Consider the following 21,797-nt stretch of genomic DNA (forward strand, 5'->3'; position numbering starts at 1 on the left):
GCTAGCGTCTCTCCTGTCGCCTCCGACGAACAGGAGAGATCCCCATGTCCTCGCGCCCCCTCGCCCTAGGCGTTCTCGCCACCGGCATGCTCATGACCGTCCTCGACGGCAGCATCGTCACCGTCGCCATGCCCGCCATCCAGAACGACCTCGGCTTCACCCCCGTCGGCCTCAGCTGGGTCGTCAACGCCTACCTCATCGCCTTCGGCGCCCTGCTCCTCCTCGCCGGCCGCCTCGGCGACCTCATCGGCCGCAAGCGGATGTCCCTCCTCGGCACCGGCCTCTTCACCGCCGCCTCGCTCCTCGCCGGCTTCGCCGCCTCCCCCGGCGTCCTCGTCGCCGCCCGCTTCCTCCAGGGCGTCGGCAGCGCCATGGCCTCCGCCGTCGGCCTCGGCATCCTCGTCACGCTCTACACCGAGCCGCGCGAACGCGCCCGCGCCATCGCCGTGTTCAGCTTCACCGGCGCCGCCGGAGCCTCCCTCGGCCAGGTCCTCGGCGGAGTCCTCACCGACGCCCTCGCCTGGAACTGGATCTTCTTCATCAACCTCCCCATCGGCGCCGCCACCCTCCTCCTCGCCGCCCGCGCCCTGCCCGCCGACCGCGGCCTCGGCCTGCGCGCCGGCGCGGACGCCCTCGGCGCGCTCCTCGTCACCTCCGGCCTGACCACCGGCATCTACGCGGTCGTCACGATCGAGGAGTACGGGGCCGCCTCGGCCCACACCCTCGGCCTCGGGACCCTCGCCCTCGCCCTCCTCGCCGGCTTCCTCGTCCGTCAGGCCACCGCCGCGAACCCGCTCATGCCGCTGCGCGTCCTGCGCTCCCGCAGCGTCGCCGGGGCCAACCTCGTCCAGATGCTGATGGTCGCCGCGCTGTTCTCCTTCCAGATCCTCGTCGCCCTCTACCTCCAGAAGGTCCTCGGCTACGGCGCCGCCGCCACCGGGCTCGCGATGCTGCCCGCCGCCCTCGTCATCGGCGCCGTCTCGCTCGGCGTGTCGGCCCGCCTGATCGCCCGCTTCGGCGAGCGCGCCGTGCTCCTCACCGGGCTCGCGCTCCTGGTCGGCGTCCTCGGCCTGCTGACCCGCCTCCCCGTCCACGCCTCGTACGTGACGGACCTGCTCCCCGTGATGCTCCTCGCCGCGGGCTTCGGCCTCGCCCTCCCCGCGCTCACCGCGCTCGGCATGTCCGGCGCCGACGAGGCCGACGCGGGCCTCGCCTCCGGCCTCTTCAACACCACGCAGCAGATCGGGATGGCCCTCGGCGTCGCGGTCCTCTCCACGCTCGCCGCCTCCCGCACCGAGTCCCTCACCGCGGCGGGCCGCCCCGCCGCCGAGGCCCTGACCGGCGGCTACCACCTGGCCTTCGCCGTCGGCACCGGGCTGCTGATCGCCGCCCTGGCCGTCGCCGCCACCGTCCTGCGCCCCGCCCGCACCGGCCAGGTCGCCAAGGACCTGACAATGGCGGCATGAGAGCCGATCGCCTCGTCGCCACCCTCCTCTTCCTCCAGACCCGGCAGCGCGTCACCGCCGCCGAACTCGCCGCCGAACTCGGCGTCTCCGAACGCACCGCCCGCCGGGACCTCGAAGCGCTCGCCGCCTCCGGGGTCCCGGTCTACTCCCAGGCCGGAAAGGGCGGCGGCTGGCGGCTCGTCGGCGGAGCCCGTACCGATCTGACCGGCCTCACGGCCCCCGAGGCACGCGCGCTCTTCCTCCTCGCCGGCCCCGAGGGCACGGCCGGCGACCGGCAGACCCGCACCGCCCTGCGCAAGCTGCTCCGCGCCCTGCCCGCACCCCTCAGGGACGGCGCCGAGGCCGCCGCCCGCGCCGGGGTCGCCGACGGCACCGACTGGTCGGGCGCGGACACCGAGCCGGACGCCCATCTCGCCGCGCTCCAGCGGGCGGTGGTCGACGGCCGGGAGATACGGATCGGGTACGCGCCCCCCGGCCGCGCACCCCGCGAGCGCACCGTCCGGCCGCTCGGCATCGCCGCGAAGGCCGGCGTCCGCTACCTCGTCGCCGCCACCGAGCCCGGCCCGAGCACCGCCGCCCCCGACACCCAGCCCGGCCCGAGCACCGCCGCCCCCGACGCTCTCGGTGCCCCCGCGGCCCTCGACACCCTCCGCACCTTCCGGGTCGGCCGCGTCACCTCCGTCACCGAGACCGGCGCCCCCGCCGTACGCCCCGAGGGCTTCGACCTCGCCGCCACCTGGCGCGCGCTCGCCGCCCGCATGGAGGGCCGGATGGTCGCCGCGACGGTACGGGGCAGGGCCGCCCCCGGCACCGAACCCGTCCTGGAGGACCTGTTCCGCGGGCGCGTACGGTACGGGAAGCGGGCCCCGGACGGCTGGACCGCCGTCGAACTCGACGGCCCCTCGCCCGAGGCCGTCGCCGCCCGGCTCGCGGGCCTCGGCGCCCGCGTCGAACTCCTCGCCCCGCCCGAGGCGCGCACCGCCCTCGCCCGCGTCGCCGCCGAACTCACGGAGCTGTACGGCACAGGGGACCCGGCAGCGGCTCCCGGTGCACCAGGTCGAGCCGCGACACCGCCCGCGTGAGCACCACGTACAGCCGGTGCAGGCCGCGCGGTTCGGCGGCCACGATCGCGGCGGGCTCGACGACGACGACGTGGTCGTACTCCAGGCCCTTGGCGAGCGTCGCGGGGACGACCGAGACGCGCGTGGCGGGGTGGGTGGGGCCGGTCGCCTCCGTCACCGCCGCCACCGCCTCCGCCACCGCCTCCGTCATGCGCTCCGTCATCGCGTCCGGGGCGATCACGCCCACCGAGCCCTCCTCCTCCAGTGCCTCGCGCACCGCGGCGGCGACGCCCTCCGGCAGGTCCGATCCGTCCGGCACCCGACGGACCGTCACGATGCCGCCCGCGCGCAGTGAACGGCCGGGCGGGACGCCCGCGCCGAGGTCGGGCAGGAGCCGGTTCGCGAGGTCGACGACCGCGGCGGGGACGCGGTAACCGGTCGTCAGGGGCACGATCTCGGCGTCCGGCCTGCCCAGGTGCACGAGGTGCTCGCGCCAGTCCCGCGCCGCCCACGGGGTCGTTCCCTGCGCGAGGTCGCCGAGGACGGTGAGCGAGCCGAACCCGACGCGCCGGGCGACGGCCCGGCACTCCATCGGCGAGAGGTCCTGGGCCTCGTCGACGACGACGTGCCCGTACCCCTCGGGGCGCTCGATCAGGCCGGCCAGCTCGTCGAGGAGGACGAGGTCGGCGGCGGTCCAGCGGGCGCCGCGGTACGAACGCGGGGGCTTCGCCCAGCGGATCGCGGCCCGCTCGGCCTCGGTGAGCAGCGGCGACTCGCCGGACGGGCCATCGGACGGGTCACGAAGCGGGCCGCCCGACGGGGCACCTGCCGTCGCGCCGGTCGGATCGGTGAGGAGTTCGGTCAGGACCTCCTCGGGCGTGACCCGCGGCCAGCACGCGTCGACGCACGCCGACACGGGCCGGGACCGTTCGACGCGCCGCAGCCAGGCGGCGCCGAGGACCCCGGCCCGCCGTTCCGCGCGCAGCTGCAGGGCGCGGCCGATGCGGGCGCGGACCCGTTCGCGGCCGGTCGCGTAGGGCGGGGCCTCCTCCCGTACGGCCGCGACGATCGCGGCGAGTTCGGCGGCCGGGACCCGCCAGCGGTACGAGCCGTCCGGCACGGCCAGGTCCTCGGCGGGCGCGGGGTCCACGCGCGCGTAGAGGGCCCGCCGCAGCACCTCGGCCATCCGGGCGTCGTGCTTGACCTGGGCCGCCGCCTCGCCGTCCTCGGCGCGTACCGCGTGACCGGCGCCCGACCGGGCGATCTCGTCGGCGACGGTGGACTGGCGCACCCCGGTCTCGCCGAGCGCGGGCAGCACCTCGGAGATGTAGGAGAGGAAGGTGCGGTTCGGCCCGAGGACGAGGAGTCCGGAGCGCTGGAGGCGCTGCGGATGGCTGTAGAGGAGGTACGCGGCACGGTGGAGGCCGACGGCGGTCTTGCCGGTGCCGGGGGCGCCCTGCACGCAGATCGAGTGCGCGGGCCCGGAGCGCACGAGGTCGTCCTGCTCGGGCTGGAGGGTGGCGGCGATGTCCCGCATGGGGCCGACGCGGGGGCGCTCGATCTCCCCGGCGAGCAGGGCGCTCACGCCCGCGCGCCCACCCCCGTCCGGCTGCCCGCCGTCCACCGGCCGCCCGGCCGCCGGCCGCCCATCCACCAGCCGCTCGTCCTCCAGGGCGGTCAGGTCCTCCGACGCCCCGAGGCTGCCCGGCGCCCAGCCGAACCTGCGCCGCCGGACGACGCCCTGCGGGTCCTGGGGTCCGGCCTGGTAGTACGCGCGGGAGACCGGGGCACGCCAGTCGACGACGAGCGGCGGGGCGGCCGGGTGCTCGGCGACCCGGCGGCGGCCGATGTGGTGGACCTGGCCGTCCTCGCGGTCGAGGCGGCCGAAGAAGAGCGGGCCCGGCGGCAGCTCGCGGAAGGCCTTGGCGCGGGAGCGCAGGTGGAACCCGAGGGCCTCGGCGTCGGCTCCGGAGGCGGCGGTGTCCTCGCCGGTGACGACCTGCTCCGCCGCGTCCTCGGTCATCCGGTCGAGGGCGGCGCGGCAGGCCTCGTGATGGGCCCGCTCACGGGCGAGTTCGGCGGCGATGTCCTCGCCGGGGGCAGCGTCGGGTGTCGTCATCCGGCCCAGGATAGACGTTTGCTTTACTCGGTTACATTTTTTACCGTGGATCAGTAAGAGAGACCGTCCCGCAGCCCCCGGAACGCACCCCGCGCCGCCGCGACGGCCCCCTCGTACAGCGCGTCGGCGCTCTCGCCCGCCGCGACCCGGCGGACGTTCTCCTCCGCGAGGATCCGCAACACGGCGGCGATCTGCCCGCCGGCCAGCCGGGCCCGCAGCGGGTCGCCAGGCAGCGCCGCCTCAAGGGCGGCACCCAGGGCCGCCTCGGACCTGCCGACATAGCCGTAGAGCCGGGCCTGGAGCGCCGGGGTGCCGAAGACCAGCCGCTGGAAGGCGAGGACGGCCGGCACGTCGCACAGGCCGGTGAACGGGTCACGGCGTTCGAGGCCGTCGAGGAAGTACGCCTGGAGGGCGTCGAGCGGTGACGACCCCGCCGGACGGGCGGCGACGACCCGGGCGGCCTCGTCCTCGTGGTCGGCGAACCGGTAGAGGACCAAGTCCTCCTTGGCCGGGAAGTAGCGGAACAGGGTGGGCTTGGAGACCTCGGCCGCGGCCGCGACCTCGGCGACGGACACGGCGTCGAAGCCCTTCTCCAGGAAGAGCCCGATGGCCGCCTCCGACAGCGCCCGCCGGGTCCGTTCCTTCTTCCGCTCCCGCAGCCCGGGCTCCCGCGCCGCCCCGGCCGCCCTCACGCCCCCCGCTTCCCCCGCGCCCGTGCCCACGCCCCGCCCGCCCGGCTCTCGCGCTCCCGGCTCCCCGTTCACGAGGCGCGCCCTTCCACCAGGGCCTCGACGCCGTCCAGGATCCTCGCGAGCCCGAACCGGAACTCGTAGTCGGACTCGTCGGCGACGTCCATCACGCCCGAGTCGAGCATCCGCGCCACCGCCGGGTACTTCTCGGGGTCGGCCAGCCTGCGCAGGGTGCGGCCGTAACGGGAGAGGACCTGACCCGGGTCCTCCCCGCTCGCGGCGATGGTGTCCGCCAGGTCCGCGAACACCATCGCGTCGCTCTTGACGAAGCCGCCGACCAGCATGGTCACCGAGGTCTTGGTGCCCTCGTCGAGGCCCGCGCCCTCCAGGGCGACGAGGGCCTTCTCCCACCAGGCGACCATGTTCGGTGTGGCGGGCGGCCCGAAGACCGGGACCCGCAGCATCCAGAGGTTGCGGTGGTACACCTCGCGCATCCCCTCGGCCCAGCGCTCCAGCGCCTCGCGCCAGGGGGTGCCGGGCGGGAAGAGCGCGGGCGGGGCGCCGGTCGCGGCCTCCTGCATCAGGACGTACAGCTCGCTCTTGGCGGAGACGTACCGGTAGAGCGACATCGGCGAGACGCCGAGCTCCTTGGCGACGCGCCCCATGGAGACGGCCGCGAGCCCCTCGGTCGCGGCGAGGGAGACGGCCGCGTCGACGATCCGGTCCAGGCTCAGTCCGGGTTTCGGCCCCTTCGAGGGGCGCTCGCGCAGTCCCCAGGCCGCTTCGATGCTTGGCGGCAGGAAGGTCCCGCCCCCGTCCTTCGGGTCACCGTCCGCCACCACTCGCCGCCTCCGCCGCCTCGCACGCTTGACGCCCATCCTAGTAATGCGTAACCCTTACACAGTAACGCGTAAGGCATACGCAGTAGATGGGCGTGGGCCTTGCACGCCGTCGCGTCCGCCCAGGGACAGGGACCCAAGGAGTACACCCATGCCTCCGGCCATCGAGACCACCGGTCTGACCAAGAGCTACGGCGACGTCCGCGTCCTCGACGCGCTCGACCTCCGCGTCGAGCGCGGCACCGTCTTCGCCCTCCTCGGGCCCAACGGCGCCGGGAAGACCACCACCGTCCGCATCCTCACCACCCTCACCACCCCCGACGCGGGCCACGCGCGCGTGGCGGGCCACGACGTCGTCACCGCACGCGCCCGGGTCCGCCGGGCGATCAGCCTCACCGGCCAGTACGCCGCCCTCGACGAGGCCCAGACCGGCGCCGAGAACCTCCGCACGGCCGCCCGCCTCTCGGGCCTCTCCCGCCGGGACGCGGCCCTCCGCGCCGACCGGCTCCTCGCCCGCTTCGGCCTCACCGAGGCGGGCGACCGGCTGGTGAGGACGTACTCCGGCGGGATGCGCCGCCGGCTCGACCTCGCGGCCGGCCTCGTCCGCGACACCGCGCACCACGACCTGCCACCCGCCCGCCTCCGCCCCCGGCGCTCGGGAAGCCCCCGCCCCGAAGGCACCGACGGCCCGCAGGTCGTCTTCCTCGACGAGCCGACCACCGGACTCGACCCCCGCAGCCGCCAGGACCTCTGGGACGCCGTCCGCGAGTTGGCCGCCGACGGCACGACCGTCTTCCTCACCACCCAGTACCTGGAGGAGGCCGACCGGCTCGCCGACCGCGTCGCCGTCCTCGGCGCGGGCCGCGTCGTCGCCGAGGGCACCCCCGCCGAGCTGAAGGAGCGCTACGCGGGCCACCGCCTCGACCTCGTCCTGCGCGACCGGCAGAGCTATCTGCGCCTCACCGGCCGGGCGACCACCCACGACCCCGACGCCCTCACCCTCGGCATCCCCACCGACGGCAGCGCCGCCCACGTCCGCGCCCTGCTCGACGAACTCGACCCCGAGCGCCGCGACATCAGCCGCTTCACCCTGCACACCGCCACGCTCGACGACGTCTTCCTGTCCCTCACCGACACCCTCACCGACACCCGCGCCCACACCACCGCCGGCACCCCCGCCGCGAACACCCGGGCGCCGCACCACGAGGAGACCACCCGTGCCTGACACCCTGACCGCCACGAGAACCCTGACCGCCACGAGCACCCTCGCCGGGCGCGGCATCCGCCTCAGCCGCCGCAACCTCGACGCCGTCGTCACCGCGATGATGCTGCCGGTCATGCTGATGCTGGTCTTCGTCTACTTCTTCGGCGGAGCCATCGACACGGGCGTCGCCCACGTCACGTACGTCACGTACGTCGTCCCCGGCGTCCTCGTCCTCTGCGCCGGGTTCGGCGCGGCGAGCACCGCCGTCGCCGTCAGCGAGGACATGAGGAGCGGGATCGTGGACCGCTTCCGCACCCTCGACATCGGCGGCGTACCGATCCTGGCCGGGCACGTCACCGCCTCCGTCGCCCGCAACGCCTGCTCCACCACCCTGGTGTTCGGGGTCGCGTTCGTCATCGGTTTCCGGCCCGCCGCCACCCCGGCCGGCTGGCTCGCCGCGATCGGCCTGCTGCTCGCCTGGATCACCGCCGTGTCCTGGCTCTCGGCCGCCGCGGGGCTGCTGACCAGGACCCCGGAGGCGGCCGGCGCGGTCACCTTCTTCATGATGTTCCTGCCGTACCCGAGCAGCGCGTTCGTGCCCATCGACACCATGCCCGGCTGGCTGCACGGCTTCGCCGAGCACCAGCCCGTCACCCCGCTCATCGAGTCGATGCGCGGCCTGCTGCTCGACCGGCCGGTCGGCGCCGCACCCTGGACGGCCCTGGCCTGGTGCGCCGGGCTGCTGCTCCTCGCGGTCGCCTCCTCCGGCGCCCTGTTCCGCCGCCGCACCTCGTAAGGGTCCACGCGGTGGCGGCGTACGGAATCCGGCTCCGCCTCAGAAGATGTCCGGCGAGAACGGCCGCAGCGCCGAACGGAACAGCAGCTCGGCGCGGGCCGCCGCCCCCGGCACCCGCTCCTCGATCCGCCCCAGCCGCGCGAGCCGTACGGCGGACTCGTCACCCCACGCCAGACACGCCACCTCGGCGATGTCGAGGGCCAGTTCGGCGGAGTCCGCGGTACGCACACAGGCTGCGCCCTCCGGCGACGCGTCGAGCCGGAACCGGCCGCCCGCGAGCCCGCCCCCGTCCCGCACCTCCAGGACGAGGCTCCCGGCCACCGGGTACGTCCGGCCCTCCAGGACCCGGGCCACGTCGAGGACCCGCACCCACATCATGTCCGCGTACGTCACCAGCCTCGCCGCCCGCGGGTCCGGCAGCAGCAGCGGCAGCACGTCGTCGGGCGCCCGGTAGCCGGAGCGGACCGTCGTCACCCAGTCGACGGAGCAGAGGAACATCCACAGGGCCCGCTCGGCCGCCGGGGTCACGGCGATCAGGTCCCGTACGGTCGCCGTGTTCTCCGGCTGCTTGGCGTCGTCCCACTTGTCGTCCGCGTGGTACGCCGCGAAACCCTCGGCCGCACCGGACTCCGCGCGGTACACCGCGTAGAACGGCTCCTTCCACGGCTCCAGGCGCACCCCGAGCCCGGTGGCGGCGTCCCAGCCGCGCGCCGTCCGGTCGGTGACCCCGGCCCGCACCCCCGCGAGCCGGCGGTGCAGCTCGGGCCCCAGCTTGCGGATCTCCGCGCCGTCCACCAGGTCGATGCGGCCCCCGTCCTCCGGGCGGCCCGTGCGGCGCGGGTCGAGCCCGGCGCGGCGCAGGTCCACGCTCCACTCGCTGCACCAGCTCGCCGGGCCGAAGCCGTACCGCCCGTAGATCGGGTACTCGGCGGCGATCAGGGTCGCGATCGCGTCGCCCCGCTCCTTCGCCGCCACCAGGTCGGCGGTCATCATCCGGCTCAGCAGACCACGCCGCCGGTGCGTCGGCGCGACGGTGACCTGGGTGATCGCGTCGGCGGTGAGCGCACCCCCGCCGACCGTGCTGACCTCCTGACGGAAGGACCGCAGGGTGCCGACGATCCGGTCCCCGTCGAACGCGCCGAGCGTCCGCGCGAGGTCCATGTGCGGCAGCCGGTCCTCGACCAGCCCGTCGGGGAGGACGGGCGGCTTGAGGAACCCCGTCACCAGGCTCCGCTGCCAGTCGGGGACCTCGGACTCCGTCACCGCGCGCACGTCGAGACTCATCCCCCGACCCTACGCACGGCCGTTCGGCCCCCGCATCCGACTTTTCCCGGCGGGGACCGGGCCCGCCTCAGGCCAGCAGGTCGTCGACCTGCGCCTCACCCTCCCGGTAGCGGCGGGCGATCTCGGCGCCGCAGTCGTCGGCCGTCCGCTGCAACGACTGCCGGCGCCGCGAGATCTGCTGCTCGTACCCCGCGAGCCGCCCCATCGCCGTGTGCAGCTCGTCGTCGGTCCGGGCGGTCAGGTCCGACAGCTCGACCTCCGACAGCATCTCGCTCGCCAGCCGCCGGTACTCGTCCCCGCGCGGCGTCGACATCGTCACGTGCCGGGCCGAACTGCGGTGCCGCGACGGCACGTCCGCCAGGATCTCGGAGAGCCGGTCGAGCACCGGGGCCTCCGGGTCGGTCCGGCGCGCCAGCTCGGCCCGCAGGATGTCGATGCGGCCCTGCAGCATCCTCCGTACGTAGCTCAGATCGGCCTCGGCGCTCTGCGCGTCGCGCCGCAGGGCGCGCAGCTCGGGCAGCCGGAGCGTGCCGAGGTCCGGCTGCGGCCCGTCCGCGAGGGCCGCCTCCCCGGACCGCTGCGCCGGCGGGCGCCCGACGGAGGAACCGCCGCGGGAGGAACCGCCGACGCGCGTCAGCGGTACGGGACCGGACGGCGTCGGCCCGGTGCCAGGTGCACTCATGAGAATCGTCCCCTCGACCGGTGCGGAGCCGCACCGCCTGACAGGCATGGTGCCACTGGTACCCGGGCCGACGCAGTCGGTCTGCACCCGTTCGGCCCCCGATGGGTCAGTCGGTAGGTTGGTCCGTATGAGAGCAGTCGTGCAGCGGGTCGACGGCGCGAGCGTCGTCGTCGCAGGAGAGACCGTCGGTGAGATCGTCGGCGAGGGCCTGTGCGTCCTGGTCGGGGTGACCCACGACGACACCCCGGAGAAGGCCGCCCAATTGGCCAGAAAGCTCTGGTCCGTCCGGGTACTGGAGGGCGAGAAGTCCTGCTCCGACGTGAACGCGCCGCTCCTCGTCATCTCCCAGTTCACCCTGTACGGAGACGCCCGCAAGGGCCGCCGCCCCACCTGGAACGCCGCCGCGCCCGGCCCGGTCGCCGAACCCCTCGTCGACGAGGTCGTCGCACAGCTGCGGCAGCTGGGCGCGGACGTGGAGACGGGCCGGTTCGGGGCGGACATGCGCGTCTCGCTCACCAACCACGGCCCGTTCACGGTCCTGATCGAGGTCTGACCCGAAGGCCGAGGAGCGAGGCCCCCGTCCAGGACCCCGCCTCCGCCCCCTACGGCTCGACGACGGTCTCCTGCGCCGCGGCCGTGTTCCCGGCGATCAGCGGCGCGTCCACCGGCACGTTCCGCTTCAGCAGCCCCAGCGCGATCGGCCCCAGCTCGTGGTGGCGCACCGCGCTCGTCACGAAACCGAGCTGCCGCCCCTCCGGCCCGTCCGACGCCAGCCGCAGCGGCGCCCCGTGCGCGGGCAGCAGCACCTCGCTGCCGTCCAGGTGCAGGAAGACGAGCCGACGCGGCGGCTTCCCCAGGTTCTGCACGCGGGCGACGGTCTCCTGCCCCCGGTAGCAGCCCTTCTGGAGGTGCACCGCGCTGCCGATGAGGCCGATCTCGTGCGGGATCGTCCGGTGGTCGGTCTCGAAGCCGAGCCGCGGCCGGTGCGCCTCCACGCGCAGCGCCTCGTACGCGAGCAGGCCGGCGGCCGGCCCGTGGTCCGCGGCGAACGGCTCCAGGTCCGCGCGCGGCAGGAACAGGTCGCGGCCGTACGCCGTCTCCCGTACGACCACGCCCTCGGGCGCCTCCGCGACGGAACCGGCCGGCAGGTGGACCACGGCGAACTCGTCCGTGCGGTCGGCGACCTCCACCCGGTAGAAGAACCTCATCGACTCCAGGTACGCGAGGAGCTCCTCCCGCGTGCCCGGCTCGACGTGCGCCCAGACCGTCTCGCCGTCGTCGACGAGGTACAGGGCGTGCTCGATGTGCCCGTTCGCGGAGAGGATCAGCGCCTCGGTCGCCTGCCCCGGCGGCAGCGCGCTCACGTGCTGCGTCAGGAGCAGGTGCAGCCAGTTCAGCCGGTCGTCGCCGGAGACGGTGAGGACGCCCCGGTGCGAGAGGTCGACGAACCCGCGGCCGTCGGCGAGGGCGCGCTGCTCGCGGAAGAGGTCGCCGTAGTGCGCGGCGACGCCTTCGTCACGGCCTTCGGCGGCCACGGCACCGGGCAGGGACAACAGGGGGCTGTGCGGAGAAGGTCGCTGCATGAAGCCAGCCTACGACTCGCCTACGACTCGGCGGCCGCGTCCTTGTTCGAACAGTCCGCGCACCGCCCGAAGATCGCGAAGTGCTTCAGGTCGGTGTCGAAGCCGAAGGTCTTCCGGAGCTTCCCGGTGAACTCGGCCGCCACCTCCACGTCCGCCTCGATGACCTCGGTGCAGTCCCGGCAGACCAGGTGCAGGTGGTGGTGCCGGTCGGCGAGGTGGTACGTCGGCGCACCGTGACCGAGATGGGCGTGACTGACGAGCCCCAGCTCCTCCAGGAGCTCCAGCGTCCGGTACACGGTGGAGATGTTCACGCCGGAGGCCGTCTTGCGGACCTCGCAGAGGATGTCGTCGGGCGTCGCGTGCTCCAGCGCGTCGACGGCCTCCAGGACCAGCTGGCGCTGCGGCGTCAGCCGGTAGCCGCGCCGCCGCAGGTCGCTCTTCCAGTCGGTGCTCACCACGCCCTCCAGTGTAGGAGGACGCGGCGCGCCACCCCGGGTCGTCCAGGAACCGGACCGTGCGGGACCGGACCGTGCGGCCCGGTCCGACGGGATCGGCCTAGCGGAAGAAGGCGATGCCGTCGTCCGGCATGTCGGGCAGGTTGCGGGCCATCTCCGCGACCTCCTCCGGCGTGACGACCTTCTTCAGGTGCGCCGACATGTACGGCCGGAGCGGAACCTCGGGGGTCGCCTTCTCGCCCACCCACATGAGGTCGCTCTTCACGTAGCCGTACAGGCGCTTGCCACCGCTGTAGGGGCCGGAGGCCGCGGTACGGGCCACGGCGTCCGTCGCCAGGTCGATCTGCGGCTTCTGGTCGGCGAGCTCGCCGTACCAGATCTCGACGACGCCCTGGTCACGGACCATGACGACCTCGACCTTGCGGTCCTTGTCGATCCGCCAGTAGCCGCTCTCGCTCTCCAGCGGGCGGACCTTGTTGCCGTCGTTGTCCAGCACCCAGGAGTGCGAGTGGTACTCGATGAAGTCCCGGCCGTCGTGGCTGAACGTCACGGACTGGCCGAAGTTGCACTTCTCGGCGCCCGGGAAGTCGGAGACGCCCGCGCCCTCCCACGTACCGAGGAGGAACGCGAGGGGGACGAGGTCCGGGTTGAGGTCGGACGGGATCTCGATCATGAGCAGCTCTGGCGTTCTCTAGAGGTGGTTAGCGCTGGCCCTGGTACAGCTTCTTCACGGCCAGTCCGGTGAAGGCGAGCACGCCGACGCAGACCAGGACCAGGAGAGCTTCGAAGAAAATGATCACGGGGTGCTCCTCGACGAGCGGTGAAGGCGGAACGGGCCGGACCCCAGCTTAGTGGGCGGGGGCCCGGCCCACGCGGTGAGGTGGGTCTCGCCGACGATCACCGCCGGACCGTCAGCCGAGCAGCTGCGCCTGGAGGACGACCGTCTGCTGGAAGGGGACGGTGAGCGTCCCGCCCTTCCGCGTCTGGGTGATCACGCCGAACGTGTCCCCGGCCTGGATGTACGCCCAGCGGGTCTGCTCGGCGCCGTACGGCTGCTCCTCCGCGTACGCGTAGACGGAGAGGTACGGCACCGCGACGTCCTGGACGGACATGTCGATCTTCGACGCCTCGACCCCGAGCGGCAGCCGGCTGCTCTGCGAGATGTCCCGCATGGTCTCGTCCTTGAACGCCTCCGCGAACGCCACCGACGTGAACCGCAGGAGGTGGATCCGGGTGGTGGTGCCGTCGGGCGTGGTCCAGCCGCGCGCGGCGACGTGCCGGAGCGCGGAGTCGGCCAGGTACCGCTCCACCGGGCCGCGGTCCTGCTCCTTCAGCAGCGCGAGGTAGGAGTCGAGTCCGGCCCAGCCGCCCTTCAGCTTCGGGTCGGGCGTGGCGCCCGCCGGGGCGGGCAGCAGCAGCTGCCTGAGGTCGGCGTGGTGGATCTCGCCGGCGTTGCCCCGGGTGTACGGACGGGGGACGCCCTCCGGCAGCGCCGGGAGGGCGAGCTTCGGGTACGCCCAGCGGCCGTCGGACTCGGTCGCGAGCCCCGGCACCTCGTGCCGGTCCATGGCGGTGATGCCCAGGGCCGTGCCGGCTCCGATCCCCCCGCACACGAGCACGGCGGCGGTCCAGCGGACGACGCCCCACAGGAGGGGCCGCCGGGACGACCGGGCCTTCGGGGGCGCGGGCGGCTCGGGAGCGGCCTCCGTCGGCGGCGGCGTCGGCACCGGCACCGACGCGGGCGCCGGTTCGGTCTGCTCGGTCAGCTGCTCGGTCATACGTACTCCCCCGGGGACGCGATGTGGTCGAGCTGCTGCTTCAGCAGCTCCGCCACGCGGGCCTTGTCGAACGGCTTGGCCCCGGCCGCCTTCATCGTGAGGAAGACCTCGGCGTCGTGGGCGAGGCAGATCATCTCCTCCAGCGCCGTCCTGCGCTCCTCCTCGTCCAGCGACTCGTTCACGGGAGCCAGGTAGCAGACGGCGTTCCGGTGGCCCTTCACCGCGGGGCCCTTCGGAAGCTCCAGGAAGTCCATGACCTCCTTGCGGAGCCGGTAGGTGTCCTTGATGCGCTTCTTGTCCTTCATGCGCGCGACCTCGAAGGTGACGACGACGTCGTTGTTCACGTCGGCGAAGGAACGGACGCCGATGCCCTCGACGCCGAGCTTGTCGATCTCCTTCTCGAAGGAGCGGCGCTTCTTGCCGGAGAGCCCCTCGCCCGCCTGCTTCATCAGCGCGACGGCCTCCGCGGCGCCGAGCTCGCCGTCGTTCCCGTACAGCTCCTCGTCGGGGCCGAACTCGTACCCCTCCGGCAGCGGCAGCAGCAGCCTGCTCAGGGGCGTGTCGGCCCGGCCGCGCGTGAGGTCCCCGGCGGGGTCCTTGTCCTGCGCCGTCTTCTCCGTACGGCCCCACAGCCGGGTCGGCGCGGAACGGTCGGCGGAGTCCACGGTGACGGCGGTGTACGTGACGCCGCCGCCGATCAGGCCGAGGACGAGCACGGACGGCAGGACGACGCGCAGCAGCACGCGCGCCACCCCCCGCTTCCCCTTCTTCGCTCCGGCCTCGGGTGCCTCGGCCACGGTCACGTCGTTGCGGTCCTCACTCACAGGCGCCCCAGCTGTCGCTCGGCCAGCGAACGGATCTCGCTCGCGGAGATCTTCTTCGTGTCGGTGACGAAGATTTCCACCGCGACGTCACCGCGGTGGAAGTAGGCCCTGGCCTCGTACAGGTCCAGGTAGCCCGCCTTCCGGCTCACCGGGAAGACGTAGTAGCGGCCGTTGGACGAGCCCTTGAGGGCGGTGCCCTCGCTCTCGGCGAAGTCCTCGTCCGGCATGTAGTCCTGCTGGCTCTCGATGTGCTCCTGCGCGCCCAGGACGTCGCCCGCCCGGTACTGGACCAGCCGGATCTCGGTCCGCTTGTGCTCGCCCGCGTCCCAGGACGTGGCCGCGATCCGCCGGATGCCCCGGTCGAGCTGGGTGTCGAGGGCACCGCCGGGATCGTTGAACTCCGCCACGTACTGGGAGACGGCGAGCCAGTTGTCCCGTCCCCCCACCTCGCCCTTCTTCGTCCCCTCGGGCTTCGGCAGCAGCAGCTTGCGCAGGTCGCCCTGCGCCTTCGCCTGACGGTCCTCCGACGCGGGGAGCGGCACCGGCTTCTGCCCCTTGGGCAGCGGCTGCGCCGGATGGGCGAGGTCCGGCTGGTTCAGCGGCGGCAGCGGGGTGGGCTCGCGCTGCGCCTGGACGCCGTAGCCGACGGCGGTGCCGCCGACGAGGCCGACGACCGCGGCGACGGCGAGGAGGCCGAGCGTGCGGGCGGTCCTGCGGCGCGGGCGCGCGGCCGGAGCGTCGGGTCCCGGGGCGGGCTCCGGAAGCGGCTCAGCTGGTGTATCCGTATTTTGGATACTTTCTTCGATACTCAAGAGTCCCCCCACGAGACAGGAGGCGCGGATTCCGAATACACCGCGCACCCCCCTGACACGCGAGGGACGCCCGGGGTTGCAGGGCCGCGCATTACAGTTCGGCATATGGCGAAGAAGCTCGTGATCAAGGTGACCGCAGGGGCCGACGCCCCCGAACGCTGCTCCCAGGCCTTCACGGTGGCGGCCGTCGCCGTCGCCAGCGGCGTGGACGTCTCGCTCTGGCTGACCGGCGAGTCCGCCTGGTTCGCCCTCCCGGGCCGGGCGGCGGAGTTCGACCTCCCGCACGCCGCCCCGCTCCCGGACCTGCTGGACTCGATCCTCGCGGCCGGCCGGGTGACGCTCTGCACCCAGTGCGCGGCGCGCCGCGAGATCACGGAACAGGACGTCCTGAAGGGCGTCCGCATCGCGGGCGCCCAGGTCTTCGTCCAGGAGTCCCTCGCGGACGACACCCAGGCCCTCGTCTACTGACGCCTACCGCTCACGGCGCTTCCTGCCGTCGAGCTCGTCCCACCACTCGTCCGACGTGGGGTCACCCGACGGATCGTCCCACCAGCGGTCGTCGGGACCCCGGCGGTTCGCGACCATCGCGGCGACCGGCGGGATGACCATGGCGACGACGCACATGCCGACGGCGACCGGCATGGAAAAGAGCCGCACGACGGCCCAGGCGCCCACGAAAAGCACCAGGCAGGCGCCCATCATCCAGAAGTAGACGCGCCGACGTCGTGCGATCACACCCCCAGCGTACGACCGGAACGGCCGAGACCGGAGGGCCGTGCCCCGAGTCCTGGTGATGGCGTCCAACCGTCCCTCACCACCGGAACAGCCATGTCCCCGGCGGGCAGCCCCGAACGGTCCTGGGCGGCCTGGACCGCTGTCGGCGTCCGTCGGCGGGACGCATCCCGTGCGCCGTCCTCCGGACGATCGGCGGTCCTCTGTGCGCGGCGGAAACCGGGTCCACTCCGGTGCGCGGGCGGGCGATGGGTCTCCGTGTCAGCCGGGCTGCGCACCTTCCCGCGCGCTCGCCCGACCGCTTCCGTCTGCCTGCGGGACACGGTCTTCTCTGCCCTGCGCCGCGCGCCCAGCCCCTGGCCGCGCCTCCCGATCACGACAGCCGAAGCCTCGTGCCGGGATGTCTTCGCTCGTGCCGTACTCGTACTCCGCTGCCAGTGCTGGGCACCCCATCGGCTGGAGTACGCGGGATCCACCAGGATCACCATGAGGCCCGCCCGGTGTGCCATCGCCACCAGCCGCGCCGTGAAACGTGCGTACGGCATGCCGGCGACTACTCCGCGGAACCGACGTCCCGACCGTCCGGGCCAGCCACACCGCTCACGCCCCGTGGCGAAGTGCAGGTCCTCGATGACAAGGGCCGTCGCGCCGGACTCCCTGGCCGTCCGGATCAGCGTGCTGCAGGCGTGCCGCACTTGAGCGTCCCGGCGGGAGACCGGACCGCCGTAGCCCGGGTCGATGCGCCTGGGGCGCCCCGTCGGGTTTCCATGGGGGTCCAGACGCCACACCGCCAGGTGGTCGGCGTTCTGGTCGATCCCCAGCACTCCGCCCGTCAACCCCGAGGCCATCAGCGTCCCGTCGTCGGCGCTCGAGCGGAGGTCGTCCGTCGCCACGGAGAACGACGCGGTCAGGCGGCAGCGATCCCCTTCGAACCGCACGGAGTAGGCGACCGCCCGGTGCGCCTCGACGTGGGCGCGCCATTCCTCTGTCCGGTACGCGAACCGACAGCGCGCGTCCAGGGTGTAGCGGCCGAAGCGGTCGCAGTGCTCCCGGTGCCGCTCGGCGAGCACCGGCGGAAGTTTGACCACGACGACGCCGTCGGGGCCGACCCGCAGGGACTGGTTCCCGTACGTCTTCCCGGCCTCGCCGTCCGCCTCGATCCGGTTCCGCGCCTCCCACCAGCGTGCCCGCCACTCCTCCAACGACCGGCTCGACCGGTTCAGGTGCAGTCGCTCGCGCAGAGCGTCCTTGCCACCGCGGACCACGCGAACTCGCCCCGCCGCCGCGTCGGCGGCGACCCGGGCGGCCCGCGCCCGGAGCCCCTGGAGGCGCTGCTGCTTGGCCGCACGCACACGGCGCGTCGGATATCCCTTGATGCGCGAGGACTCGTCACGTTCGGCGACCGGGACGGCGAGCCGCCGCTCGATCGCCTCGATCTCCGCGAGGAGGCCCTTGAGGTGAGCCGCCTGGGCGCGTCGAGCCAGTTGCCACTGGTCGTTCGAGCCACGGGTGATCGTCCCCGCCCAGCGGGAGGAGGTGAGGGCCGTGAGTTCGCGCTTCCTCCGGGCGAAGTCCGCGGCGGTGTGACGGGTTCCCAGAGCCACCCGCTCGGCGAGGTCGCGGGACGCGAGGTGGGACAGGAACTCGGCCAGCTCGCGACGAGCCGGACGCGCCGAGGTCACCCGGTCGGCCGAACCCTCGGATCCGAGCGGCGTCGGATCGGAACGGCACGAAGGGCCGCACCCAAGAGCGTCCAACCCCAGGAGGTGCGGCCCTTCGGCCAGTGGGTGAGGCTTCACGCCGCGTCGGCTCCGGTGGGCGGAGTCGGCGCGGCGTGTCGGTGAGCCGTGCGGTCAGACCGCGATGGCGACGTCCGTCAGGCTGCCCGCCTCGGTGACGACGACCTTCTGGTCGGCCTGGGCGCCCGGGACCAGGGCGCGCAGGGTCCATTCGCCGGTGGCCGCGTAGAAGCGGAACTGGCCGGTGGCCGAGGTCGGGACCTCGGCGGTGAACTCGCCGGTGCCGTCGAGGAGGCGGACGTAACCGGAGACGGGCTCGCCGTCCTTGGTCACCTGGCCCTGGATGGCCGTCTCACCGGGCTTGAGCGTGCTGACGTCGGGGCCGCCGACCTGAGCTCCACACATGTTCGCTGTCCTGTCCTGGAGGAGAAGAAGGGGTTACTTGTTGGCGCCGAGCTCGATCGGCACGCCGACGAGGGAGCCGTACTCGGTCCAGGAGCCGTCGTAGTTCTTGACGTTCGGGACCTCGAGGAGCTCGTGCAGCACGAACCACGTGAGCGCGGAGCGCTCGCCGATGCGGCAGTACGCGATGGTGTCCTTCGCCAGGTCGACCTGCTCGTCCTCGTAGAGGGCCTTGAGCTCCTCGTCGGACTTGAAGGTGCCGTCGTCGTTGGCGTTCTTCGACCACGGGATGTTGCGGGCGCTCGGCACGTGGCCGGGGCGCTGCGACTGCTCCTGCGGGAGGTGCGCCGGGGCGAGCAGCTTGCCGGAGAACTCGTCGGGCGAGCGGACGTCGACCAGGTTCTGGGCGCCGATCGCGGCCACGACATCGTCGCGGAAGGCGCGGATCGAGGCGTCCTGGGCCTTGGCCTTGTACTCGGTGGCCGGACGGACCGGGACCTCGGCGACGAGGTCGCGGGAGTCGAGCTCCCACTTCTTGCGGCCGCCGTCGAGGAGCTTCACGTCCTGGTGGCCGTAGAGCTTGAAGTACCAGTAGGCGTAGGAGGCGAACCAGTTGTTGTTGCCGCCGTAGAGGACGACGGTGGTGTCGTTCGCGATGCCCTTGGCGGAGAGGAGCTTCTCGAAGCCCTCCTGGTCGACGAAGTCGCGGCGGACCGGGTCCTGCAGGTCCTTCGTCCAGTCGATCCGGATGGCGTTGCGGATGTGGTTCTTCTCGTAGGCCGAGGTGTCCTCGTCGACCTCGACGATGGCGACCTTCGGGTTGTCGAGGTTGGCCTCGACCCAGTCGGCGTCGACCAGGACGTCGCTGCGAGCCATGCTGTTCTCCTCCGGGGCAGTGTGCGGCGGTGTCGTGCGGGTGTGGTTGCGGGTACGCGTCGGCGCTCGGCGTACGACGGCGTACGGCTACACGGGGGCGGCCCCGACCGAGGGGTCGGCGGCCCGGGGAACGGCGGGTGTCGGTACGTGCGTCCGGTGTCCCGCTCAGACGGAGCGACAGAGCATGGCGGCGACGCGGCACAGGTCTACTGCCCGCCGCTTCGTGAGGTCCGCCTGTCGCTTCATGCCCTCGATCGTAGGGACGGACAGGCGACCGTGTCACCGGCGTGTCGCATGGTGAGACGCGATCGTCCACGATGCGGGACGTGATCGCGGTGAAGGGCCGCTCCGGACGCCCCCGCGGCCCGGAGTGCGGCGGGGCATCTGCGGATCGGACAGCGGTGTCTCAGTATGTGATCGTCACCCGGCGAGGACGACGTCCTTGCCGGTCACCGTGACGGCCAGACCGTCCGGGCGGGGCTCGACGCGCTCCACCTTCATGCCGCCGATCGGGCCGATCGCGCGCTCGAAGTCCGTGCGCTCGCGCACCAGTTCCTCGATGCCGGGGATGCCCTCGCCGGGCACCTCGTCGGCGCGGACCCGGATCGTGTCGCCGTTCACGACGGAGACCGTCGAGACGACCGTGCGGGTCAGGGTGCGGCCCATGAACGTCACGGAGCCCGTCACCTTCACCTTGCCCTCGCCGCCGTACGCGACGGTGCCGTCCCGGCCCGAGGCGGCCGCGAGGTCCGCGTACCCGATGAGGGCCGTGCCGGTCGCCGAGCCGGCCTTCGCGCCCGCCCAGTCGCCGGTGACGGTCACGTCCCGCAGGTCGGCGGTGAGCTCGCCTATGCGCAGCTTCTTGTCGCCCGCGGTCGTCTCGATCCCGGTCGCCACCACCGCGATCTCGTCGAACCGCTTGGCCGCGATCTGGGTGAGGAAGGGGAAGCCCTTGATGTCGATCTCCGTCGACGCGGGCCGCACGGAACCGAGCTTCACCCGGCCCGCCGCCTCCGACTCGGCGTACGAGACGGCCAGCCGGTCGATCCCGACCAGGACTCCGCCGAGGACGACAGCCAGGATCAACAGAATCCGCAGTGCGCGCATGGGCTGTGCGTCCCCCCAGAGATACGACGTGCGACGACGTCCGACGATAGAAAACGGCCCCCCGACACGAAGATCGACGTGCCGGGGGGCGGATTGGTTCCCCGCGCCCGTCAGACCAGGGCGCGGCCCAGCAGGTAGACGGCGGGCGCGGCGGCCGTCAGGGGCAGCGCGACGCCGGCCGTCATGTGCACGAAGCGGGACGGGTAGTCGTAGCTGGCCACCCGCAGGCCGACCAGCGCGCAGAGCGCCGCTCCGAGGCCGAGGAGCGCACCGGAGGTGCCGAGGTCCGTGATCCCGCCGACCGCGACGCCGGCGCCCGCGCCCGCGAGGAGCGCGACGACGAGGGAGACGGGTCCGGGCAGCGGGAGCGCGCGGGCGAGGACGGCGGCGGCGACCGCGACCCCGCCGGTGAGCACGGCGTCGGGCTCGGCGCCCAGGTGCCCGGTGGCGACGATCGTCAGCGCCGCGGAGGCGACGGTGGCCATCAGGCCGTACATGCGCTCGTCGGGGTCGGCGTGGCTGCGCAGCTGGAGGACGAGGGAGAGCAGCACCCAGACGCCGAGGGTGCCGAGGATGGCGGGGGCCGCGTGCTCCCGGCCGGAGAGCAGCAGGGCCGCGTCGGCGGCGAGGCCGCCGAGGAAGGCGAGGGCGATGCCCTGCCGGGCCGGCCACATGCCGTTGAGGCGGAACCAGCCGGCGGCGGTGAGGCCCTGGAGGAGCACGAGCGGGACGAGCAGCCCGTACGGGCCGAGGGCGGCGCCGCCCGCGAGCAGCAGGCCGAGGACGGCGGTGAGCACGGCGGGCCGCATGCCCGGCTCGATCACGGGCGAGCGCCCCTCGGCGCGGGCGCGCTGGGCGTCGGTCAGCCGGATGTTCCCGGAGGTGGTGGGCGCGGAGTACGCGGGGCCGGGGGCGGCGACGGCTGCCGCGGGTTCCGGGGCGGGGGCGTGCGCCGGGGCGTCGTACGCCTGCTGGGGCGCGTACCCCGGCGCGTGCTGCTGCTCCTGCGGCGGCGCGTAGTGCTGGTGCTGGTGCTGGTGCTGGTGCTGCTCGCCGTACGGAGGCTGCCCGTACTGCTGCTGCTCCTGCGGCGCGTACGCCTGCTGGGCGTACTGCTGCCCCTCGTACGGTTGCGGCTCGTACGGCTGCGGCTGCGGCTGCGCGTACTGCTGTTCCTCGTACGGCTGCGGCTGCGCGTGCCCCGGTCGCGGCTGGACCGCCGGCTGGTACTGGGTGTCCCACGTCTGGCCCTCCCAGGTCTGGGTGACCTCGGCGGGGTTCTGGTGGTGCCCGTGGGCGTACGGGTCGTACGGCTGCCCGCCGTACCGCTGGTCGTCGCTCATGTTCTC

At 73.6% G+C, this 21,797-nt stretch carries 24 protein-coding genes; 6 read left to right on the top strand and 18 right to left on the bottom strand.

Annotated elements, in window-relative coordinates; translation table 11 throughout:
- Window positions 1-44: 44 nt before the first annotated feature.
- Together ACWDVG_RS04415 and ACWDVG_RS04420 are read left to right on the top strand one after the other, a co-directional pair.
- Window positions 45-1,466, top strand: coding sequence for an MFS transporter (locus ACWDVG_RS04415; RefSeq protein WP_451696040.1), 1,422 nt, complete (start codon window positions 45-47; stop codon window positions 1,464-1,466).
- On the top strand, window positions 1,463-2,548 hold the full coding sequence (locus tag ACWDVG_RS04420; RefSeq protein WP_451696042.1) for a helix-turn-helix transcriptional regulator: 1,086 nt from the start codon (window positions 1,463-1,465) through the stop codon (window positions 2,546-2,548). The genes ACWDVG_RS04415 and ACWDVG_RS04420 overlap by 4 nt, the downstream gene beginning before the upstream one ends.
- Here the strand turns inward: ACWDVG_RS04420 and ACWDVG_RS04425 are convergent.
- From ACWDVG_RS04425 to ACWDVG_RS04435, 3 genes are all read right to left on the bottom strand, one after another.
- Entirely contained in the window at window positions 2,472-4,646 is a 2,175-nt protein-coding gene (locus ACWDVG_RS04425) for a HelD family protein (protein ID WP_451696044.1), read from the bottom strand. The two genes, ACWDVG_RS04420 and ACWDVG_RS04425, sit on opposite strands and share 77 nt — an antisense overlap.
- A 50-nt stretch (window positions 4,647-4,696) precedes the next feature.
- Window positions 4,697-5,338, bottom strand: coding sequence for a TetR family transcriptional regulator (locus tag ACWDVG_RS04430; protein ID WP_451696046.1), 642 nt, complete (start codon window positions 5,336-5,338; stop codon window positions 4,697-4,699).
- A 68-nt stretch (window positions 5,339-5,406) separates the two neighbouring features.
- The gene (locus tag ACWDVG_RS04435; RefSeq protein ID WP_451696048.1) at window positions 5,407-6,174 is read right to left on the bottom strand and encodes a TetR/AcrR family transcriptional regulator; all 768 of its coding nucleotides are present in this window, start codon (window positions 6,172-6,174) and stop codon (window positions 5,407-5,409) included.
- Between the two features lie 151 nt (window positions 6,175-6,325).
- Here ACWDVG_RS04435 and ACWDVG_RS04440 point away from each other — a divergent pair, with 151 nt between their 5' ends.
- Together ACWDVG_RS04440 and ACWDVG_RS04445 are read left to right on the top strand one after the other, a co-directional pair.
- Entirely contained in the window at window positions 6,326-7,399 is a 1,074-nt protein-coding gene (locus tag ACWDVG_RS04440) for an ABC transporter ATP-binding protein (RefSeq protein ID WP_451696050.1), read from the top strand.
- The gene (locus ACWDVG_RS04445; protein ID WP_451696052.1) at window positions 7,392-8,174 is read left to right on the top strand and encodes an ABC transporter permease; all 783 of its coding nucleotides are present in this window, start codon (window positions 7,392-7,394) and stop codon (window positions 8,172-8,174) included. Before ACWDVG_RS04440 ends, ACWDVG_RS04445 begins: the two co-directional genes overlap by 8 nt.
- Window positions 8,175-8,213: 39 nt before the next feature.
- Here the strand turns inward: ACWDVG_RS04445 and ACWDVG_RS04450 are convergent, their stop codons facing one another.
- Both ACWDVG_RS04450 and ACWDVG_RS04455 read right to left on the bottom strand, forming a co-directional pair.
- Window positions 8,214-9,458, bottom strand: a complete 1,245-nt coding sequence (locus ACWDVG_RS04450) for a GNAT family N-acetyltransferase (protein WP_451696054.1) — start codon at window positions 9,456-9,458, stop codon at window positions 8,214-8,216.
- Window positions 9,459-9,525: 67 nt separating this feature from the next.
- Window positions 9,526-10,140, bottom strand: coding sequence for an RsiG family protein (locus tag ACWDVG_RS04455; RefSeq protein ID WP_451696056.1), 615 nt, complete (start codon window positions 10,138-10,140; stop codon window positions 9,526-9,528).
- A gap of 127 nt (window positions 10,141-10,267) precedes the next feature.
- Between ACWDVG_RS04455 and dtd the strand changes: the two genes are divergently transcribed.
- Window positions 10,268-10,693 carry a D-aminoacyl-tRNA deacylase gene (gene dtd / locus ACWDVG_RS04460; RefSeq protein WP_451696058.1) on the top strand — a complete coding sequence of 142 codons (426 nt, stop codon included), beginning with the start codon at window positions 10,268-10,270 and terminating at the stop codon, window positions 10,691-10,693.
- Window positions 10,694-10,742: 49 nt separating this feature from the next.
- Here the strand turns inward: dtd and ygfZ are convergent, their stop codons facing one another.
- The 6 genes from ygfZ to ACWDVG_RS04490 form a co-directional block, all read right to left on the bottom strand.
- Complete coding sequence (gene ygfZ / locus ACWDVG_RS04465; protein WP_451696060.1) at window positions 10,743-11,723, bottom strand: CAF17-like 4Fe-4S cluster assembly/insertion protein YgfZ; 981 nt, start codon at window positions 11,721-11,723, stop codon at window positions 10,743-10,745.
- A gap of 20 nt (window positions 11,724-11,743) precedes the next feature.
- Window positions 11,744-12,181: a Fur family transcriptional regulator gene (locus ACWDVG_RS04470; RefSeq protein WP_451696062.1), complete on the bottom strand. Its 438-nt coding sequence runs from the start codon at window positions 12,179-12,181 to the stop codon at window positions 11,744-11,746.
- Window positions 12,182-12,278: 97 nt separating this feature from the next.
- A complete protein-coding gene (locus tag ACWDVG_RS04475; protein WP_451696064.1) occupies window positions 12,279-12,851 on the bottom strand; it encodes an FABP family protein in 573 nt (190 codons plus the stop codon).
- Between the two features lie 238 nt (window positions 12,852-13,089).
- The gene (locus ACWDVG_RS04480; RefSeq protein WP_451696066.1) at window positions 13,090-13,956 is read right to left on the bottom strand and encodes a hypothetical protein; all 867 of its coding nucleotides are present in this window, start codon (window positions 13,954-13,956) and stop codon (window positions 13,090-13,092) included.
- The gene (locus ACWDVG_RS04485) at window positions 13,953-14,780 is read right to left on the bottom strand and encodes a hypothetical protein (RefSeq protein ID WP_451696068.1); all 828 of its coding nucleotides are present in this window, start codon (window positions 14,778-14,780) and stop codon (window positions 13,953-13,955) included. The genes ACWDVG_RS04480 and ACWDVG_RS04485 overlap by 4 nt, the downstream gene beginning before the upstream one ends.
- Entirely contained in the window at window positions 14,777-15,592 is an 816-nt protein-coding gene (locus ACWDVG_RS04490; protein ID WP_451696070.1) for a hypothetical protein, read from the bottom strand. Before ACWDVG_RS04490 ends, ACWDVG_RS04485 begins: the two co-directional genes overlap by 4 nt.
- A 105-nt stretch (window positions 15,593-15,697) precedes the next feature.
- Between ACWDVG_RS04490 and ACWDVG_RS04495 the strand changes: the two genes are divergently transcribed.
- Window positions 15,698-16,060, top strand: a complete 363-nt coding sequence (locus ACWDVG_RS04495) for a DsrE family protein (protein WP_451696072.1) — start codon at window positions 15,698-15,700, stop codon at window positions 16,058-16,060.
- A gap of 3 nt (window positions 16,061-16,063) precedes the next feature.
- Here ACWDVG_RS04495 and ACWDVG_RS04500 read toward each other — a convergent pair whose 3' ends face one another.
- From ACWDVG_RS04500 to ACWDVG_RS04530, 7 genes are all read right to left on the bottom strand, one after another.
- A complete protein-coding gene (locus ACWDVG_RS04500) occupies window positions 16,064-16,327 on the bottom strand; it encodes a DUF3099 domain-containing protein (protein WP_451696074.1) in 264 nt (87 codons plus the stop codon).
- Entirely contained in the window at window positions 16,324-18,006 is a 1,683-nt protein-coding gene (locus tag ACWDVG_RS04505) for an IS200/IS605 family accessory protein TnpB-related protein (RefSeq protein ID WP_451696075.1), read from the bottom strand. The genes ACWDVG_RS04500 and ACWDVG_RS04505 overlap by 4 nt, the downstream gene beginning before the upstream one ends.
- A 171-nt stretch (window positions 18,007-18,177) precedes the next feature.
- Window positions 18,178-18,468: a DUF1416 domain-containing protein gene (locus ACWDVG_RS04510; RefSeq protein ID WP_451696077.1), complete on the bottom strand. Its 291-nt coding sequence runs from the start codon at window positions 18,466-18,468 to the stop codon at window positions 18,178-18,180.
- Between the two features lie 33 nt (window positions 18,469-18,501).
- Complete coding sequence (locus tag ACWDVG_RS04515) at window positions 18,502-19,341, bottom strand: sulfurtransferase (RefSeq protein WP_451696079.1); 840 nt, start codon at window positions 19,339-19,341, stop codon at window positions 18,502-18,504.
- A gap of 165 nt (window positions 19,342-19,506) precedes the next feature.
- Window positions 19,507-19,587, bottom strand: a complete 81-nt coding sequence (locus ACWDVG_RS04520; protein ID WP_350497993.1) for a putative leader peptide — start codon at window positions 19,585-19,587, stop codon at window positions 19,507-19,509.
- A gap of 174 nt (window positions 19,588-19,761) precedes the next feature.
- Complete coding sequence (locus ACWDVG_RS04525; RefSeq protein ID WP_451696081.1) at window positions 19,762-20,448, bottom strand: LmeA family phospholipid-binding protein; 687 nt, start codon at window positions 20,446-20,448, stop codon at window positions 19,762-19,764.
- Between the two features lie 110 nt (window positions 20,449-20,558).
- On the bottom strand, window positions 20,559-21,791 hold the full coding sequence (locus ACWDVG_RS04530; RefSeq protein WP_451696083.1) for a hypothetical protein: 1,233 nt from the start codon (window positions 21,789-21,791) through the stop codon (window positions 20,559-20,561).
- Between the last annotated feature and the right edge of the window lie 6 nt (window positions 21,792-21,797).

The sequence above is a fragment of the Streptomyces sp. NPDC003327 genome, from assembly GCF_053589515.1.

What these genes read in the sequence shown, in the direction of transcription:
- ACWDVG_RS04525 (WP_451696081.1), bottom strand. Translation starts at nt 20,448, where the DNA reads ATGCGCGCACTGCGGATTCTGTTGATCCTGGCTGTCGTCCTCGGCGGA.
- ACWDVG_RS04530 (WP_451696083.1), bottom strand. Translation starts at nt 21,791, where the DNA reads ATGAGCGACGACCAGCGGTACGGCGGGCAGCCGTACGACCCGTACGCC.
- dtd (WP_451696058.1), top strand. Translation starts at nt 10,268, where the DNA reads ATGAGAGCAGTCGTGCAGCGGGTCGACGGCGCGAGCGTCGTCGTCGCA.
- ACWDVG_RS04475 (WP_451696064.1), bottom strand. Translation starts at nt 12,851, where the DNA reads ATGATCGAGATCCCGTCCGACCTCAACCCGGACCTCGTCCCCCTCGCG.
- ACWDVG_RS04510 (WP_451696077.1), bottom strand. Translation starts at nt 18,468, where the DNA reads ATGTGTGGAGCTCAGGTCGGCGGCCCCGACGTCAGCACGCTCAAGCCC.
- ACWDVG_RS04440 (WP_451696050.1), top strand. Translation starts at nt 6,326, where the DNA reads ATGCCTCCGGCCATCGAGACCACCGGTCTGACCAAGAGCTACGGCGAC.
- ACWDVG_RS04455 (WP_451696056.1), bottom strand. Translation starts at nt 10,140, where the DNA reads ATGAGTGCACCTGGCACCGGGCCGACGCCGTCCGGTCCCGTACCGCTG.
- ACWDVG_RS04450 (WP_451696054.1), bottom strand. Translation starts at nt 9,458, where the DNA reads ATGAGTCTCGACGTGCGCGCGGTGACGGAGTCCGAGGTCCCCGACTGG.
- ACWDVG_RS04515 (WP_451696079.1), bottom strand. Translation starts at nt 19,341, where the DNA reads ATGGCTCGCAGCGACGTCCTGGTCGACGCCGACTGGGTCGAGGCCAAC.
- ACWDVG_RS04420 (WP_451696042.1), top strand. Translation starts at nt 1,463, where the DNA reads ATGAGAGCCGATCGCCTCGTCGCCACCCTCCTCTTCCTCCAGACCCGG.
- ACWDVG_RS04415 (WP_451696040.1), top strand. Translation starts at nt 45, where the DNA reads ATGTCCTCGCGCCCCCTCGCCCTAGGCGTTCTCGCCACCGGCATGCTC.
- ygfZ (WP_451696060.1), bottom strand. Translation starts at nt 11,723, where the DNA reads ATGCAGCGACCTTCTCCGCACAGCCCCCTGTTGTCCCTGCCCGGTGCC.
- ACWDVG_RS04425 (WP_451696044.1), bottom strand. Translation starts at nt 4,646, where the DNA reads ATGACGACACCCGACGCTGCCCCCGGCGAGGACATCGCCGCCGAACTC.
- ACWDVG_RS04495 (WP_451696072.1), top strand. Translation starts at nt 15,698, where the DNA reads ATGGCGAAGAAGCTCGTGATCAAGGTGACCGCAGGGGCCGACGCCCCC.
- ACWDVG_RS04480 (WP_451696066.1), bottom strand. Translation starts at nt 13,956, where the DNA reads ATGACCGAGCAGCTGACCGAGCAGACCGAACCGGCGCCCGCGTCGGTG.
- ACWDVG_RS04520 (WP_350497993.1), bottom strand. Translation starts at nt 19,587, where the DNA reads ATGAAGCGACAGGCGGACCTCACGAAGCGGCGGGCAGTAGACCTGTGC.